The organism is Nocardia sp. NPDC057272, from assembly GCF_042668615.1.
Classification (GTDB): Bacteria; Actinomycetota; Actinomycetes; order Mycobacteriales; family Mycobacteriaceae; genus Nocardia.
The window spans coordinates 57,544-73,572 of the sequence record NZ_JBHUYK010000016.1 but is presented as its reverse complement, the minus strand read 5'-3'; the positions used below and the strand labels follow the sequence as shown (position 1 = coordinate 73,572).

15 protein-coding genes and 1 pseudogene are annotated in these 16,029 nt (G+C 67.3%); 12 read left to right on the top strand and 4 right to left on the bottom strand.

Annotation, left to right across the window (positions count from 1 at the left end):
- Positions 1–73 precede the first annotated feature (73 nt).
- From ACFULV_RS21405 to ACFULV_RS21370, 8 genes and pseudogenes are all read left to right on the top strand, one after another.
- Entirely contained in the window at positions 74–955 is an 882-nt protein-coding gene (locus tag ACFULV_RS21405) for a metal-dependent hydrolase (protein WP_378659224.1), read from the top strand.
- On the top strand, positions 952–1,983 hold the full coding sequence (locus ACFULV_RS21400; RefSeq protein WP_378659221.1) for a PDR/VanB family oxidoreductase: 1,032 nt from the start codon (positions 952–954) through the stop codon (positions 1,981–1,983). Before ACFULV_RS21405 ends, ACFULV_RS21400 begins: the two co-directional genes overlap by 4 nt.
- Positions 1,980–3,476, top strand: a complete 1,497-nt coding sequence (locus tag ACFULV_RS21395; RefSeq protein WP_378659404.1) for an aldehyde dehydrogenase family protein — start codon at positions 1,980–1,982, stop codon at positions 3,474–3,476. The genes ACFULV_RS21400 and ACFULV_RS21395 overlap by 4 nt, the downstream gene beginning before the upstream one ends.
- A gap of 3 nt (positions 3,477–3,479) precedes the next feature.
- The gene (locus tag ACFULV_RS21390) at positions 3,480–4,937 is read left to right on the top strand and encodes a flavin-containing monooxygenase (protein WP_378659218.1); all 1,458 of its coding nucleotides are present in this window, start codon (positions 3,480–3,482) and stop codon (positions 4,935–4,937) included.
- On the top strand, positions 4,937–5,809 hold the full coding sequence (locus ACFULV_RS21385) for a short-chain dehydrogenase/reductase (protein ID WP_378659401.1): 873 nt from the start codon (positions 4,937–4,939) through the stop codon (positions 5,807–5,809). Before ACFULV_RS21390 ends, ACFULV_RS21385 begins: the two co-directional genes overlap by 1 nt.
- Before the next feature lie 41 nt (positions 5,810–5,850).
- On the top strand, positions 5,851–6,753 hold the full coding sequence (locus tag ACFULV_RS21380) for an alpha/beta hydrolase (protein WP_378659215.1): 903 nt from the start codon (positions 5,851–5,853) through the stop codon (positions 6,751–6,753).
- Complete coding sequence (fadD11, locus tag ACFULV_RS21375; RefSeq protein WP_378659213.1) at positions 6,750–8,549, top strand: fatty acid--CoA ligase FadD11; 1,800 nt, start codon at positions 6,750–6,752, stop codon at positions 8,547–8,549. Before ACFULV_RS21380 ends, fadD11 begins: the two co-directional genes overlap by 4 nt.
- A gap of 168 nt (positions 8,550–8,717) precedes the next feature.
- Positions 8,718–9,198 (top strand): annotated as a pseudogene (locus ACFULV_RS21370) (aldehyde dehydrogenase); the annotation flags it as partial.
- 76 nt (positions 9,199–9,274) lie between these two features.
- On the opposite strand, the gene ACFULV_RS21365 reads toward ACFULV_RS21370, so the two are convergent.
- Entirely contained in the window at positions 9,275–9,748 is a 474-nt protein-coding gene (locus ACFULV_RS21365) for a MarR family winged helix-turn-helix transcriptional regulator (protein WP_378630766.1), read from the bottom strand.
- 136 nt (positions 9,749–9,884) lie between these two features.
- On the opposite strand from ACFULV_RS21365, the gene ACFULV_RS21360 reads away from it, so the two are divergent.
- The gene (locus tag ACFULV_RS21360) at positions 9,885–10,721 is read left to right on the top strand and encodes an SDR family oxidoreductase (RefSeq protein WP_378659210.1); all 837 of its coding nucleotides are present in this window, start codon (positions 9,885–9,887) and stop codon (positions 10,719–10,721) included.
- 53 nt (positions 10,722–10,774) lie between these two features.
- Entirely contained in the window at positions 10,775–11,278 is a 504-nt protein-coding gene (locus tag ACFULV_RS21355; protein WP_378659207.1) for an SRPBCC family protein, read from the top strand.
- Positions 11,279–11,308: 30 nt separating this feature from the next.
- On the opposite strand, the gene ACFULV_RS21350 is transcribed toward ACFULV_RS21355, so the two are convergent.
- Positions 11,309–12,121, bottom strand: a complete 813-nt coding sequence (locus ACFULV_RS21350) for an alpha/beta fold hydrolase (protein ID WP_378659205.1) — start codon at positions 12,119–12,121, stop codon at positions 11,309–11,311.
- Positions 12,122–12,281: 160 nt separating this feature from the next.
- Between ACFULV_RS21350 and ACFULV_RS21345 the strand changes: the two genes are divergently transcribed.
- Positions 12,282–13,118: an alpha/beta hydrolase gene (locus ACFULV_RS21345; RefSeq protein ID WP_378659203.1), complete on the top strand. Its 837-nt coding sequence runs from the start codon at positions 12,282–12,284 to the stop codon at positions 13,116–13,118.
- On the opposite strand, the gene ACFULV_RS21340 is transcribed toward ACFULV_RS21345, so the two are convergent.
- Positions 13,101–14,540, bottom strand: a complete 1,440-nt coding sequence (locus ACFULV_RS21340; protein ID WP_378659200.1) for a helix-turn-helix domain-containing protein — start codon at positions 14,538–14,540, stop codon at positions 13,101–13,103. The two genes, ACFULV_RS21345 and ACFULV_RS21340, sit on opposite strands and share 18 nt — an antisense overlap.
- A 379-nt stretch (positions 14,541–14,919) precedes the next feature.
- On the opposite strand from ACFULV_RS21340, the gene ACFULV_RS21335 reads away from it, so the two are divergent.
- Positions 14,920–15,135 carry a hypothetical protein gene (locus ACFULV_RS21335; protein ID WP_378659198.1) on the top strand — a complete coding sequence of 72 codons (216 nt, stop codon included), beginning with the start codon at positions 14,920–14,922 and terminating at the stop codon, positions 15,133–15,135.
- Between the two features lie 630 nt (positions 15,136–15,765).
- Here ACFULV_RS21335 and ACFULV_RS21330 read toward each other — a convergent pair.
- Positions 15,766–15,993, bottom strand: coding sequence for a 2-oxo acid dehydrogenase subunit E2 (locus ACFULV_RS21330; RefSeq protein ID WP_378659195.1), 228 nt, complete (start codon positions 15,991–15,993; stop codon positions 15,766–15,768).
- Between the last annotated feature and the right edge of the window lie 36 nt (positions 15,994–16,029).

Genomic DNA, 16,029 nt, shown 5'->3' with positions numbered 1-16,029 from the left:
GTCCCGATCACAACCGCAGATCAAATCCTTCTGCAACATTGCGATACTATTTGTTGCACTGTACGGTTCCGTTATGGCTGATAACGGTGCAACGGCGCGCTCCTATCAGGAACAAGCGCACGCAATTCACGCGCGGGATGTGCACTTCGACTTCTCGTCGGTGCCCCTGCACTACATCCCGGGCGAAGTACTCGCGACACATGTCACCAACGTGATGCATCTCGTACTCCCCGAGGGCGAACGGGCGATGGCCACCTGCCTGGCCGAAGCCCTGCCCTATATCCAGGACGAGCGGCTGCGGGAGGAGGTCACCGGGTTCATCGGCCAGGAATCGATGCACGCCAGCAGCCATGAAGGCGCACGACGGCATCTGCAGTCGATCGGCCTCGATGTCGAGTCCTATGTCACCAAGATCGCCTGGCTGGTCGACCGGGTCCTGGGCGATCAGGGGCTCACCGGGCGCGCCAAGGAGGAATGGCTCAAAGAACGCCTCGGCCTGTTCGCCGGGATGGAACATTTCACCGCCGTCATCGGTGAATGGCTGCTGGAATCGGACGTGCTGGCCGAGCTCGGGATGGACCCGACCATGCTCGACCTGGTGCGCTGGCACGGCGCCGAGGAGGTCGAGCACCGCAGCGTGGTGTTCGACGCCTACATGCACGTCGACGGCGGCTACGCCCGGCGGCTGCGCACCGGGTTGCTCGCCAGCGGCACCCTGCTGCCGCTGTTCGTCATCTCGACCGCGTACCTGTATCGCCACGATCCGAGCGAGGACAAGGGCCGCTCGTGGGCCAGGCAGTTCGTCAGCGCCACCGTGCGCGGGGTGATTCCGAGTTTCACGACCTTCGTCACCGAGATGCCGCGCTACCTGCGGCCGAGTTTCCATCCCTCCCAGCTGGGTTCGATGGACAACGCCCTGCGGTATCTGGCGCATTCGCCGGCGGCTCGCGCGTGAACCCTCCCTCGGGTGTCGCGACGCCGAGTCTGCGGGCCATCGGTGCCGCCGTCGACATCTACAAGAAGGTTTTCACCCAGCCCGCGCTGTCGCCACCGCATCCGGTGCGGCACAACGGCTTCGATCTCGACGTCCGGGTGGAAGCGGTGCACGCCGAGGCCGCCGACGTGGTGAGTCTGACCCTGGCGGGCGCCGAAGGCGGGTACCTGCCGTCGTGGCGGCCGGGGTGCCACATCGATGTCTTCCTCGCCTCGGGTCGCCAGCGCCAGTATTCCCTGTGCGGTGATCCGCGCGACCGGCATCGCTACCGGATCGCGGTGCGCCGCATAGACAACGGCGGCGGCGGATCTCAGGAGATGCACACCCTGCGCGCCGGTGACATGTTGCGCATCCGCGGTCCGCGCAACGCCTTCACCTTCGTCGAGACCGCGCCGTCGTATCTGTTCGTCGCCGCGGGCATCGGGATCACCCCGATCCTGCCCATGGCTCGGGCGGCCGGTTCCCGAGGGCGACTGGTCTATCTGGGCCGTTCGCGCGAGACCATGCCGTTCCTGGCCGAGCTCCCGGCAGGCGCCCAGGTGCGCCCCGACGACGAGTTCGGCACACCCGATCTGCCGGCGCTGCTGGCCACCGCCGCCCCCGGCGCGGCGGTCTACGTGTGCGGTCCTCCCCCGGTGCTCGACGCCGCCCAGCGCAGCCTGTTCGCGCTGAATCCCACCGCCTCGCTCCACACCGAACTGTTCTCGGCGCGGCCGGTGACCGACGGCAAAGAATTCGACATCACCCTCGCGCGCAGCGGGCGGACCGTGCGCGTCGAGAGCACCGAAACCGCGCTCGACGCGATCCGCCGGGTGCGCCCCGACGTCGTCTACTCCTGCCGACAGGGGTTCTGCGGCAGCTGCAAGACCAAGGTCCTCGCGGGCTCGATCGATCATCGCGACCGACTGCTCCCCCCGGGCGAGCGCGCCGACCACCTCCTCACCTGCGTGTCCCGTTCCGCCGGTGGCGCACTCACGCTGGACCTCTGACCGCGAAAGGCACGCCTCCCGTGACCACCTCACTCAGCTTCGACGTCCACAGCCCCGCGACCGGCGCCCTGGTCGGTTCCTATCCCAGCCACGACGAGAGCGCCGTCGAGGCCGCCGTCGAACGGGCCCACGGTGCCGCGACCTGGTGGCGCACCGCGGGTTTCGACGAACGCGCGCGTCGCCTCGATCGCTGGCGCGCCGAGATCACCCGCGGCCGTGACGAACTCGCTCGCGTCATGAGCCAGGAGATGGGCAAACCCCACTCCGACGCCGCGCTCGAGATCGTGATGGCGCTCGAACACCTGAAATGGGCCGCGCACAACGCGAAAGACGTGCTCGGCCCGCGATCGGTCGCGCCCAGCCTGTTGACCGTCAACCAGGCCTGCCGGGTCGAGTACCGCCCCTTCGGTGTGGTCGGGGTGATCGGCCCGTGGAACTACCCGGTGTTCACCCCGCTCGGCTCGATCTCGTTCGCCCTGGCCGCGGGCAATGCGGTGGTGTTCAAACCCAGCGAGTACACCCCGGGAGTCGGCGTCTGGCTCGCCGAGGCGTTCGCCCGCGTCGTCCCCGAACAGCCGGTGCTGCAAGTGATCACTGGCGGCGGCGAGACCGGGGCGGCGCTGTGCCGCAGCCGGGTCGGCAAGATCGGGTTCACCGGTTCCACCGAGACGGGCAAGCGCGTGATGGCCGCCTGCGCGCAGCGGCTCACGCCGGTGCTCATGGAATGCGGCGGCAAGGACGCACTCGTCGTCGACGCCGACGCCGACCTCGAAGCCGCCGCCGACGCCGCGCTGTGGGGTGGCATGGCCAATGCCGGGCAGACCTGTCTCGGAGTGGAGCGGGTGTACGTCCACACCGACGTCTACGACACGTTCCTCACCGAACTGCTCGATCGGGCCCGCGGCCTACGGGCCGGGCCGGCCACGGCGAAGATCGGTCCGATCACCATGCCCAAGCAGCTGGCCGTGATCCACCGGCACATCGAGGACGCCCTCGCGCGCGGCGGGCGGGCGCTGCTGGGCGGGCTCGACGCCATCGAGGGCCAGTTCGTGCAGCCGACCATCCTGGTCGATGTGCCGCACGACGCCGCGGCGGTCACCGAGGAGACCTTCGGCCCGACGCTGGTCGTCACCCGGGTCGCGTCCATGGACGAGGCGATCGAGCGGGTCAACGACTCGGAGTACGGCCTCGGCGCCACCGTCTTCGCCCGCCGCGACGGCGACGCCATCGCCGACCGGATCGACGCGGGCGCCACCTCGATCAACGCGTTCGTCGCGCACGCCACCATCCCGGCGCTCCCGCTGGGCGGGGTCGGCGCCTCCGGCTTCGGCCGGGTGCACGGACCCGACGGTCTGCGCGAGTTCACCTACGCCAAAGCGACTACGCGGCAACGATTCCCCTCGCCGCTGGCGCTCACGACATTCACCCGCAGCGCCCGGATCGACACCGTCGTCGATCGCCTGGTGTCGGTGCTGCACGGAAGGATCGGCTGACCCATGCCCGCAGAACACACGCACATCGTCGTGCTCGGCGCCGGATTCGGCGGGATCGGGCTGACGATCAAACTCCGCGAAGCCGGCTTCGACGACATCGTCGTGCTCGAACGCGCCGACGACCTCGGCGGCACCTGGCAGGCCAACACCTACCCCGGCTGCGCCTGCGACGTCCCCTCCCAGCTCTACAGCTACTCCTTCGCGCCCAACCCGGAATGGTCGCGCACCTACGGCAAGCAGCCCGAGATCCTCGACTACCTGCGCACTGTCGCCGAGTCCAACGACGTGATCCGGCACGTGCGGCTCGGCACCGAACTCCTGGACGCGCGCTGGGACGACGCGCAGTCGCTGTGGCGCATCGAGACCTCGCGCGGCGAGCTCACCGCGGACTATTTTCTTTCCGCCGCAGGCATTTTCGCCGAGGCGAAGTACCCGTCGCTGCCCGGTCTCGAGACCTTCGAAGGCACGGCCTTCCATTCCCTGCACTGGGACCACGACCACGATCTGACCGGCAAGCGCGTCGCGGTGATCGGCACCGGCGCCTCCGCGGTCCAGTTCGTACCGGAGATCCAGCCGAAGGTCGCCGCGCTGACGGTGTTCCAGCGGTCGGCGCCGTGGATCGTGCCACGGATGGACCGCCCGACGATCGGACTCGAGCGTCGGTTGCTACGCCAGATCCCACTGGCGCAGAAGGCTGTTCGTGGCACCTGGTATTCACTGATCGAGGGTTTCGGGCTGGTCGGCTTCGTCGACAACCGTTTCCGTCATCCCTTCGAACTGCTGGGCCGGATCCAGCTGCGCCGCCAGATCCGCGACCCGAAGCTGCGTGCGAAGGTGACGCCGGACTACATGATCGGCTGCAAGCGAGCCATCTTCTCCGACGCCTATCTCCCCGCCCTCGACAAGGACAACGTCGACGTCGTCACCGACGGCATCGCCGAGGTGCGCGCACGCTCCATCGTGACCCGCGCCGGGGTCGAGATCCCCGTGGACACCATCATCTACGGCACCGGATTCACCTCGACGCCGAGCGTGTTCGATCGCATCGTCGGCCACGACGGCCGCTCGATCGCCGAGCTCTTCCGGCAGCGGCCCCAGACCTATCTCGGTGCCGCGGTGGCCGGGTTCCCGAACTTCTTCTGCACCCTCGGCCCGTTCGGTGCGGCGGGCAACCAGTCGGCGGTGTTCATGATCGAGTCGCAGATCGCCTACATCGTCGACGCGCTGAGCACGCTGCGCGCCCGCGGCGAAACCCGCATCGAGGTGCGGCCACAGGTCCAGCGCGACTTCGTCGAGGAGATGGGCAGGCGCAGCGCCGAGACCGTGTGGCTCACCGGCGGCTGCGAGAGTTACTACACCACCGCCGAGGGCGGCAACGCCGGGCTGTACCCGAACTGGAGCTTCGAATACCGCCGCCGCACCCGACGATTCGACATCGAGTCCTATGAGGTGTCGGCATGATGAGCCTGCCCGATCTCGCGCCGGCCTCCTGGTTTACACGCTCCTACGACATCGCGGGCAAGGTCGTCCTGATCACCGGGGCGGCCCAGGGCATCGGCCGTGAGCTGGCGGCGATCCTGTCCCACCGTGGCGCGCGAGTCGTGGTGGTCGATATCGACGCGGACGCGGCCCGCCGGGCCGCCGACGAGTTGGGGTTGGACGCCCACGGCATCGGCGCCGATGTCGCCGACCGGGCGCAGATGACAGCGGCGGTCGACGAGGTGGTGCGCCGATTCGGCACCCTCGACGTGGTGGTCGCCAACGCGGGCGTGACGCCCGTGCCCGCCACCGTGCGCACGATGGACCCGGCGGACTTCGACCGCGTGATCGGGATCAACCTCACCGGCGTGTTCAACACCGTGCACCCGGCCCTGGACCACATCGTGTCCGCGCGCGGGCACGTCGTGGTGGTGTCGTCGTGCGCGGCGTTCGCACCGGGGATGGGTGGCTCGCCGTACATGGTGAGCAAGGCCGCGGTCGAGCAGCTGGGGCGGGCGCTGCGCGTGGAACTGGCCGCGAGCGGGGCCAGCGCCGGCGTCGCGTACTTCGGCATCGTCGACACCGCGATGACCCACGACATGCTCGACACCGACGACCTGGGCAAAGAGCTCGACGGGATGCTGCCGTGGCCGCTCAATGTGCGGATCACCGCACAGCATGCGGCCCGCACGATCGCCGACGGCATCGCCCGCCGCGCTCCGCGCACCATCGCGCCGAGCGGGTGGGAGCCCTACGCGTTGCTGCGCGGAGCGATCAACGTCGTGCTCGATCACCGGCTCGCCGCCGACTCCACGGTGCACGCGCTGATCCGGGCGATCGAGCAACGCCGGTGAGTGCCGAACGCGGGTCGCTGCGGGCTCGCACGCTTCGGCAGATGTCGGCGTTCACCGTGGGACAGTTGGCCGCGCTCACGCCGGTGAACGCCTACACGCTGCCGCCGGCGCGACTGCTCATCGAGCAGGCCATGCGGGCGGGGGCGCCGCCGTTGCGCGCCACGATCACCGAGCCCGTGGACGAGGACGGGATCCGCGGTGAGTGGGTGCGTGGGCCGCGCGCCGACCGTACCGACGCGGTCGTGCTCTACATCCACGGCGGCGGGTTCGTCGCCGGTTCGGTCCTCGGGTACCGCGGCGTCGCCTCCCGGTTGTCCACCGCCACCAAGCTCGCGGTGTTCACCCTTGACTACCGCCTCGCCCCCGAGCACCCGTTCCCGGCCGCACCCGCCGATGTAGCCGCCGCTTTCGGGTGGCTGTCGCAGCGTTATCCGGCCGACCGGATCGTCGTCGCCGGTGATTCGGCCGGCGGCTTCCTGGCGGCTCACCTGGCCATCGAGAATGCCCGCGTCGGGCAACCCGAACCGGGTGCGCTGGTGCTGTTCTCCCCGATGGCCGACCTGAGTCTGGTCACCGCCATCGGCCACGAGAACGAACACCGCGACGGTCTGCTGTCCACCCAGATCGCCAGACAGGCGATCGCCGCCTTCACCGCCGAGCCGTTCGACCTGAGACCCATCCACGGAATGCGGTTGCCGCCCACCTTGATCCACACCAGCGACACCGAGTACTTCGGCGCCGACGCGACCGAACTCGAGCAGCGCTGGCAGTCCACCGGGGCGCACTGCGAGCTCCAGGTGTGGCCGGATCAGATGCATGCCTTCCAGACACTCCCCGTCGTCGTCCCCGAGTCCAGAACCGCCTATCGTGCGGCGGCTCGCTTCGTCGCCGCCCATCTCGACACCGCCCCTGCGGCCATGACCCAGAAAGTGCCTGCCTCGTGAGCATTTCCCGTTTCGACACCCTGCCCGCAGCGTTCCAGCACACCGCCTCGATCGCCCCCACCGCGATCGCCTTGCGTACCCCCGGCGACACCAAGACCCTCACCTGGGCCGAGTACGCGACCCAGGTCCGCGCCGTCGCCGCCGGACTGGCCGGTCTCGGTGTGCGTCGCGGCGACACCGTCGCACTGATGATGAGCAACCGGGTGGAGTTCTATCCCCTGGAAGTCGGTGCGCAGCATCTGGGCGCCACCTCGTTCTCGGTGTACAACACTCTCTCTCCCGAACAGCTCGCCTACGTACTCGGCAACGCGGAAGCGCGCGTGGTGATCTGCGAGCCGCGATACGCCAAGCTGATCGCCTCCTGCGGGGTCGACGTCGACCACATCGTGTGCGTCGACGAGGCGCCCGAGGGAACCCTGTCGGTGAAGGATCTGCTCGCGGCGGGCCGTGACGATTTCGACTTCGACGCCGCCTGGCGCGCCGTCCGTGGCGAGGACGTCGCGACGCTCATCTACACCTCGGGCACCACCGGCGCGCCCAAGGGTGTCGAGACCACCCATGCCGCCCTGCTGTTCCAGGTGTACGGCATCGCCGACATCCTCGGCATCGAATTCGGCGATACCATCACCTCGTTCATGCCGACCGCGCACATCGCCGACCGGCTGACCGCGCTCTATGTCCAAGAGGTGCTCGGCACCCAGGTGACCAGTGTCGGCGATCCCAAGCTGATCGCCGCCGCCCTCGCCGACCTGCATCCGACGATCTGGGGCGCGGTGCCTCGGGTGTGGGAAAAGCTCAAAGCCGCCATCGAATTCAAGGTCGCGGCCGAACCCGACGAGACCCGCCGCCAGGGCATGGCGTGGGCGATGTCGGTCGCCGCGGCCCGCGCCGCTCATCAGCTCGCCGACGAACCGGTACCCGCCGAGCTCGCTGCCGAATGGGCGCGGGCCGACGAACTGGTGCTGAGCAAGCTGCGCGCGGCCCTCGGTCTGGACCGGGTGCGGTGGGCCATGTCCGGCGCCGCCCCGATCCCGCCGCAGACGCTGGCCTTCTTCGCCGGTCTCGGCATCCCGATCGCCGAGATCTGGGGCATGTCGGAACTGTCGTGCATCTGTAGTGTCAGCCATCCCCGCGACGCCAAGCTCGGGGCGGTCGGAAAGCTGTTGCCCGGCATGGAATCACGGCTCTCCGACGACGGTGAGCTGCACGTGCGCGGACCGCTGGTGATGAAGGGCTACCGGGGGCTGCCCGAACAGACCGCCGAGGCGATCGATGCCGACGGCTGGCTGCGCACCGGTGACATCGTCAGCATCGACGACCAGGGCTATCTTCGCGTCGTCGACCGCAAGAAGGAGATGATCATCAACGCGGCGGGCAAGAACATGTCCCCCACCAACATCGAGAACGCGATCAAGGCGGCCACGCCACTCATCGGCGCGATGGCCGTGCTCGGCGACGGCCGGTCCTACAACACCGCGCTGATCGTGCTCGACGCCGAATCCGTCGAGCCCTACGCGCGCGAGCACGCGCTGCCCGACGCCTCCGCCGCCGCGCTGGCGGTCGAACCCACGGTGCGGGCCGCGATCGAAGCCGGTGTGGCGCAGGGCAACAGCAAGCTCTCGCGGGTGGAGCAGATCAAGCGTTTCCGCATCCTGCCCACGTTCTGGGAGGCGGGCGGTGACGAGGTGACGCTCACCTTGAAGCTCAAGCGCAAGGTCATCGCCGAGAAGTACACCGCGCAGATCGACGAGCTCTACGCCGAGAACCCGCCCGCCGAGGTCATCAACGCCGGATAGCGGTACCCGACTTGTCCGACCCCGCCTGGCGCGGTCGGACGAGTCGGGTTGTCTGCAAGGCGAAGTAGAACTCGGCGGCATTGCCGGAGTCTTCGTGGATCACCGGATACGGGCCGCTGACCCATTCCTCGCCGACCAGAGGTGAATTTTTCGGCAGGCCCTTGCACCGGGTCGGAGTTCCTGCGCGTCGCGGTCGAGGTCTCGAACGAGCAGTTCATCGGCACTCTGGGCGTGAACATCATCGCCCACCCGAAGACGTTGCGTCAGCTCGGCGCCACGCTCGATGAGGCGATCGCCGACCTTCGCTACGGCACCGTCGCGATCAACGCCTGGACCGGAGTCGGCTACCTGACCGCCCGCGCGAGCTGGGGTGCGTTCCCCGGCCACACCCTCGACGATGGGCAGAGCGGTATCGGCGTGGTGCACAACGCGCTGCTGATCGAAGACCCCCGAGCGCACTGTCGTCCGTGGGCCGTTCCGACCCGCGCCGAGGTCGATCACGCGCGGTGAATTCACGTTGGCGCCCAAGCCGCCCTGGTTCGTGACGAACAAGACCGCCGCCACCACCGGCCGTCTGCTGGCCTATTTTTCGGCCGCGCCGGGGTGGTCCAAGCTACCGGCGGTCTTCGCCTCCGCCCTGCGTGGCTAGCTGTTCGCCACGGCCATGAAACCCGTTCCACCGGATCGACCGGCACCGAGATCCGGTGGAACGCTATCGTGCGGGGTCAGCGTTGCCGCACGGCGTCGTAGGCCCGCGGCAACGCTTCGCCGGAATTCATCGCCAGCAACGCTTGGTGCAGGTTCGCGCGCTGATCCTGATCCAGACCGTCGAAGAGGTCGTCGTTCAGCGTGCGGACGAGCTCGTCGGCCTGCTCGACGGCACGCATTCCCTGCTCGGTGATCTCGACGAGAAACCGGCGACGGTCGCGGTGATCGCGAATCCTGGCGGCCAGGCCCGCCGATTCCAGATGGTCGATCGCGGCAACCATGGTGGTCGAGTCGATGCGCAGCCGGGTTCCGAGTTCGAGCTGAGAGCTGGCCTGGTCGCCTGCCAGCACTTTCAAGATCATGAAGTGTCTGGTCCGCAGGCCCAGGGTGGCGAGCCGATCCTCGCTCACGCGGAACATCACCTGCCCGAGCTTGATCAGCAGGCAGCTGGTGTGGTCGGCGACCATGTCCGGGATCAACGGTTCGGTCACTGGTGGGAAACCTCGATTTCTGGGCTGGACAGCAGAGCCGATCGTAGTCGGCGCCGCACCCACGTCGATCATCGGCAGCCATCCACACCGATAATCGCTACAGATAATAGTTCGTACTACTGATAGTCTGCCCGGCATGGCGTCAGAATTCATCCAGAAGATCGACCTTGCCGACAAGGTCGTCGTCGTCGCGGGCGGCACCAGCGGCATCAATCTCGGTGTGGCCGAGGACTTCGCGCGGGCCGGTGCTCGGGTGGCGGTGTTGAGCCGCTCCGCGGACAAGGTCGACGCGGCCGTCGAACAGCTGCGCGAACTCGGGGCCGAAGCATTCGGCGGGAGCGCCGATGTCCGCGACTACAGCGCGACCGAGGCCGTCCTGCAATCGGTGCACGAGCAGTTCGGCGACTTCGACGTGATGATCTCCGGTGCCGCGGGCAACTTCCCCGCCGCCGCCGTCGGCATGTCCGCCAACGGATTCAAGTCGGTCGTCGACATCGACCTCCTCGGCACCTACAACGTCCTGCGCGCGAGCTACCAGTTCCTGCGCAAGCCCGGCGCCTCCGTCATCAACATCTCGGCACCGCAGTCGGAGCTGCCGACGATCACCCAGGCGCACGTATGTGCCGCCAAGGCCGGCGTCGACATGCTCACCAAGGTCCTGGCGATGGAATGGGGCCCGTTCGGCATCCGCGTCAACGGTGTGATCCCGGGCCCGATCGATGGCACCGAGGGCATGGCCCGGCTGGCCCCGACCGAGCAGGACCGGGACCTGGTCACCGGCAGCGTGCCACTGCGCCGCTACGGCACCCCCCGCGATGTCGCCAACGTCTGCCGATTCCTGGCTTCCCCGCTGGCCGACTACGTCTCCGGCGTTGTGCTTCCGGCCGACGGCGGGTGGGTCCTCGGTGGCGCGTCGCAGGCGATGGGCGTCATCGGGCAGCCGCTTCTCGACGCCGCGCACCAGGGTCGATAGCCCCCAGACCCGCCACGTGAGGACAGCACCGCATTTCGGATAGGTTCGAGTCCATGAGCCGCACCACGACCGTCTTCGACAGCATCGACATCGCTGCCGATCCGGTGTCCATCTATCAGCAGGTCAGCGATCCGACACTGATGGGTCGGTGGAGCCCGGAGAACCGTGGCGCGAAGGTTGCCCAACCGCGCGAGTCCACCTATGTGGGAATGGAATTCGAAGGGTTGAACAAGCGTGGCGGTGCTCGCTGGGTGACCCGCTGCGTGGTGATCGCGGCCGAGCCGGGGAAGCGGTTCGCGTTCCGGGTGGAGGCGATCGGCGTCCGGCGGCCATGGATCCGGGCGGGCATCGCGACCTGGGAATACCGATTCGAACCGGACAACGGTGGCACCCGGGTCACCGAGACCTGGCACGACGATCGCAAGTCATGGCCGAACGCGGCGGTTCAGGTCTTCGACCGGGTCGTCACCGGCGGCGACACCTTCGTGGAATTCCAGCGCAAGAACATCCGCCGCACGCTGCGCAACCTCAAGCAGCAGCTGGAGTCGAACGACTGAACGCGGGCGTCGGAGGGTCCTGCCGTCTTCCTACCGGTCGGCGTCAGGGCTCGCCGACGGCACGCCCGTCGTGGTGGGCACGGCACCCGTCGTCGCCAGGATCGTCGCGGCGACCAGTTTCGGATCGTCGATCATCGGCACATGTCCGACGCCCGGCAAGATCTCGAAGCGGGCCTGCGGGAAACGCTCCTGGGCGATGCGGCCATTGACCGCAGGCGGCAGGATCGCATCCTTCTCCGACCAGGCCAGGGTGATCGGACACGGCAACTCCGGCACCGACGCGATCTGCTCCCTGGTGTCGAGCACGTCTTCGGTGACCGTGCACCCGATGAGGTCGGCGGCCGCTGTCATCGCCTGCGCCGGCGTCAAACGGTCAGCGCGACAAGCGATATCGCGCAGCGCGAGCCGCCGGACCACCGCCGACCGCAGGACCACCGGTTGAACTGGGCGCGACAGCTGAACCAAGGCGCCCATGCGGCGCAGCTTCCTGACCGCGTCGGTCTGCCCATGACCACCACCATCCCAGAACCCCGCAGGCGAGAGCGCGCAGACGCTCAACGCCCGACCACGCAACGCGAGCTCGATGGCCATCCACCCGCCGAGCGAGTTCCCCGCGAGATGAGCCTTCGCGATACCCCGCTCGTCCAGCATCCGCTCGGCCGCGTCGACGATGTCGCGCACCTTGACCGGGCGCTCCCGCACCGCCGGCCCGCCCCGATGCCCGAGCGCGGTCGGAGCGATCACGTCGTGATGATCGGTCAAGCACGGAACAACGTCCTCCCACGCCGCCGCCGACATGGTGACGCCATGGAACAGGACAATCGAAGACTTACCGGAACTCATGGGCAGATGCTACTCACCGCCGGTCAGCCGGTGGGCAACGTTCGAGTCAGTCCGATTCCTCCAACGCAGCGCCCCAAGGAACCACGCCGGATCCGCTGTCGATACGAGGAAGCGCAACCGGCGCATAGAAGCTTCGTCAGTTCTTTGATTGACTGGCCCTGTGGTTTCCACGAGCACCATCACCAGCATCCGTACCCTCGACGGCCTGCACCTGGCAGGCACCATCGTCACCCCCGACCAACCGCCGGCTCACGCCGTGCTGCTGGTGCACGGTGGTGGTGTCACCCGCGAAGAGGGGGGCTTCTTCACCCGGCTGGCGGATGGGTTGGCCGAGGCGGGGGTTGCGTCGCTGCGGTTCGATCTGCGCGGTCACGGGGAGAGCGAAGGGCGACAGGAAGAACTGACGCTGTCGACGATCCTCAACGACATCCGGGTTGCGCTGGCGGCACTACGGGTATCCACCGGTGCCGCGGCGCTGAGCCTGCTCGGAGCGAGCTTCGGCGGCGGCATCTGCGCCTATTACGCTGCCAAGCGTCCTGACGAGCTGACACGGCTGGTGCTGCTCAATCCTCAGGTCGACTACAAGAAGCGCACTATCGATAGCCGTCCGCATTGGACGAACGAGGTCATCAGCGACGAAGCCGCCCAGGAGCTGAACCAGGCCGGTGCCATCCAGTTCACCCCGTCGCTCAAACATGGCCGCCCACTCCTCAACGAGGTGTTTTGGCTGAAGCCCAACGAAGTCCTCGGCGATGTCCGAACCCCCACCCTGATCGTCCACGGCAACGCCGACACACTCGTGTCGATCGACGGCTCCCGCCAGGCTCTCGACCAGTTCACCGCCCCGGTCGAGCTGGTCGAGGTCGACGGTTCGCAACATGGCTTCGCCGTCCACGACGATCCGCAGTACCTGAACCCGAAAAGCCAGCAGTATCAGGCATTCGTCATCGAGACCGTGGCCCAGTGGCTCACCACCGGTTCATCGGGCAGGAGCTAGCACCTCGTGCAGGGCACGAACACTGGCGCGGTTCCGCCACGGCTCGAGCACCCGCGACACTTCGATGATCAGGTTCATCGTTCGCTCCGAACGTGTCTCGCGGGCCACCATTACGGCGCTGGTAGCCATGGATGCAGCTTCATCCGGCTCACCGCTGAGGGCAAGGGCATTGGCCTGGCGGGCGCTGAAGAAGCCGCTATCGCGCCGAGACAACCCGTTGCCTGCCAGCACCACGCTGAACATCTCCACTGCCCGCTGCGGTTTACCGGCCTCGGTGAAGCAGGTCGCCGAGCGCAGTTGCAGGGTTCCTTCGTCGAAGTATGTGCCGAAAAGTTGGTCATCGTCGGGATGGGCTTGGGTCAAGAGATCGGAGGCTTCGCCGAGGTGCTGCTCGACCGCCATCGCCGATTCGCCGATCATGGCCAGTCCCAAGGCCTCTTGCTGCATCACCTCGGCCCGAACACGGGCAGGTAGCTGCCACGGCCCCTGCTTGGCAGCCTGCGCCAGGCCCAACACTGCTGCGGCGTCCTTGGACTCGTAGGCCATCTGGGATTTCTTGAGCAGGACGTAGCCCTGCAGCGGCAGGCTGCCCGCGGCTTGAGCCCATTCCATCGCTCGGTCATACAGGAAGGTAGCCGTGACCGGATCGTAGAGGTCCCTGTACAACCAGCCCGCGAATTCGGCACCATCGGCACCAACCGCCAGCAATGACCGGCGAACATCGGGCTGCACGTCCTTGCCGTGCCGCGTGATCGCACCGAGTAGCGCCAGCATGAGGGGCAGGGCTCCAGTCGGGCCACGTTGGCCGTCATCGGCCTTGCAACGGGCGAGCTGCACGCGGAAGAACTCCACCACCGAACCGTCGAAGTAGCGATAGGCATCATCTAGTGCCAGTGCGATCGGCTCGAGGTCGACGCTGTGGCTGGAAGCTGGTGGTGTCCCTCGGCCACCGGCGACGAGCCACCGGGCGAGGCGAACGTCAGCGTCGCCGTCGTGGTGGTCAGGCGCGGTGGCTTTATCTTCGTCTGCCGGGGGCAACTTGAACCACAACAACTCGGCCGGAATTCGCAGCGCTTGTGCCCACTGAATCAGACGCGACAGCTGTTCAGGCGCAGCACCTTTCTCGATCCGGCTCAGCTGGGCCTGGGTCAGGCCAAGCCACGAGGCGATCAGTTCCTGTGGCAGAACGCGACCATGTTGGGGGTGCAGCCGATAGGCATAGATGACCCGGCCGATGTGCCAAGTAGACAGCGCATCTCGCATGTGGTCGGTCTGCCAGAATTCTGCGGGTACCTGAGGTGGACGGGCCAGTTGTTCGCGAAACGCGAGATCGCAAGGATGACAGAATTTCTGGGCGTTGTAACTGCTGAGCCTGTTCCCGCAGCGAGCGCAGTAGCGCTGCGTTTTGGGTGCCCGCGTCATGACTTATTGCTCCCGGATCCGCTCGGGTGATGCCATTTTCCCTGGTCAGGTGGAACGTACCAGCCCTTGACCAAGGGCGCTATACGTTTCATACATACCTCGAAACCCCTGCACCAAAGGGCTTTTCGGGCCGAACGGCGCGGAGTCGGAGGGCAGCTGTGGAACCCCGCTATGCGCCCTGCGCATACGCCGGAGCGGAGTCGCGACATACCGCCGGCCGGCCTTGGCGATAAGGCTGAGCCAGGTATCCGGCACCGGGCGGCGCTGCGAACCCCTCACGCGGCGCATCGGTCGGCCCGTGGGTGGCAGAACGGTGGCGAGAGCCCCGGTGCCGGGTGCATCCAAATCCCGCCACCGAAGCCGCTGAACCGGAGACGCTGTGCCCAGCCAGTCCCTCGCCCTCTTCACACTGATTGCGCTCTCCGATGCCGGTGCGCACGCCGCGCCGATGTTGCCGTTCATGCCAGCCCAGGCATACGAGATGATGCAGATTCTTGGGGCGTGCCGAGCGAAGCAGCGCCCTCGCAAGAGCATCGCCCTCGATGTTCTGGGCGGTGCAGGGCGGATGGTGCGAGCCGAGAACCGCCCGCGGTGATCGCGGCGATGCCGATACGGCGATCCACACAACAACTGCGCCGTACACGGCACATCCGGATCGAATTCGGCGGCCTCAGGTTGGACTATCGGGCCAGCGCCGAACAAGCTCGAAATGTCGCCGACGAACTGGCTAGAGGCTTCCCTGAATTCGTCGTAACGATCGACGACGAACTTCACCCCGAACTACCACCTCTCCCGTGCGCCAGGCTCTGGGAATGAGGTCTCCCACCCATTGCGCTCACCGCTATCTCGAATCGAAGGGGCGATCCGCCATATCCACGCCAGATCCGAACGCACAGAACATGTTCGTGGATGCCGGAGGCAAAATGGCCGAGCACATGTGTCAGGTGCAGCTACTCGGCTTGACCTTCCCGCGCGCATTGGAGCTTCGGGCGCTTCACAGCGAGCACCGACCGGACGATTGCCGTGTGCATTTGCAGGTGGCGGTGTGGCTGTGGGAATGGGGGTCGGGATGAGGCCGGCAGAGGAAGATCCGGCGCGAGAGCCTTCATGTCGCTCGCCAACGGGTACACACAAGGCCGGCACCAAGCCTCCGCAGATGCACCATCCGCGGAGGCCGAGTGCACCTGATTACGTCACGATCCGTAGCGGGTTTCGATGAGCTCTTTCAGGGTTGCCAGGAATTGGGCTGCGACCGCGCCGTCGATGGCCCGATGTCTGCGGACATGGTGACGCGAAGGATCTTGCGGGTCACCACTTCGTCGTTGTCGAGGCGGAGTTCGTCGGCCGCTGCTCCTAGGGCGAGGATCGCGGATTCGGGTGGTTTGATGACCGCGGTGAATTGTTCGATGCCGAACATGCCGAGGTTGGAGATGGTGAAGGTGCCGCCCGACATGTCCTCGGCGTGGAGTTTGCGATCGCGGGCGCGGGT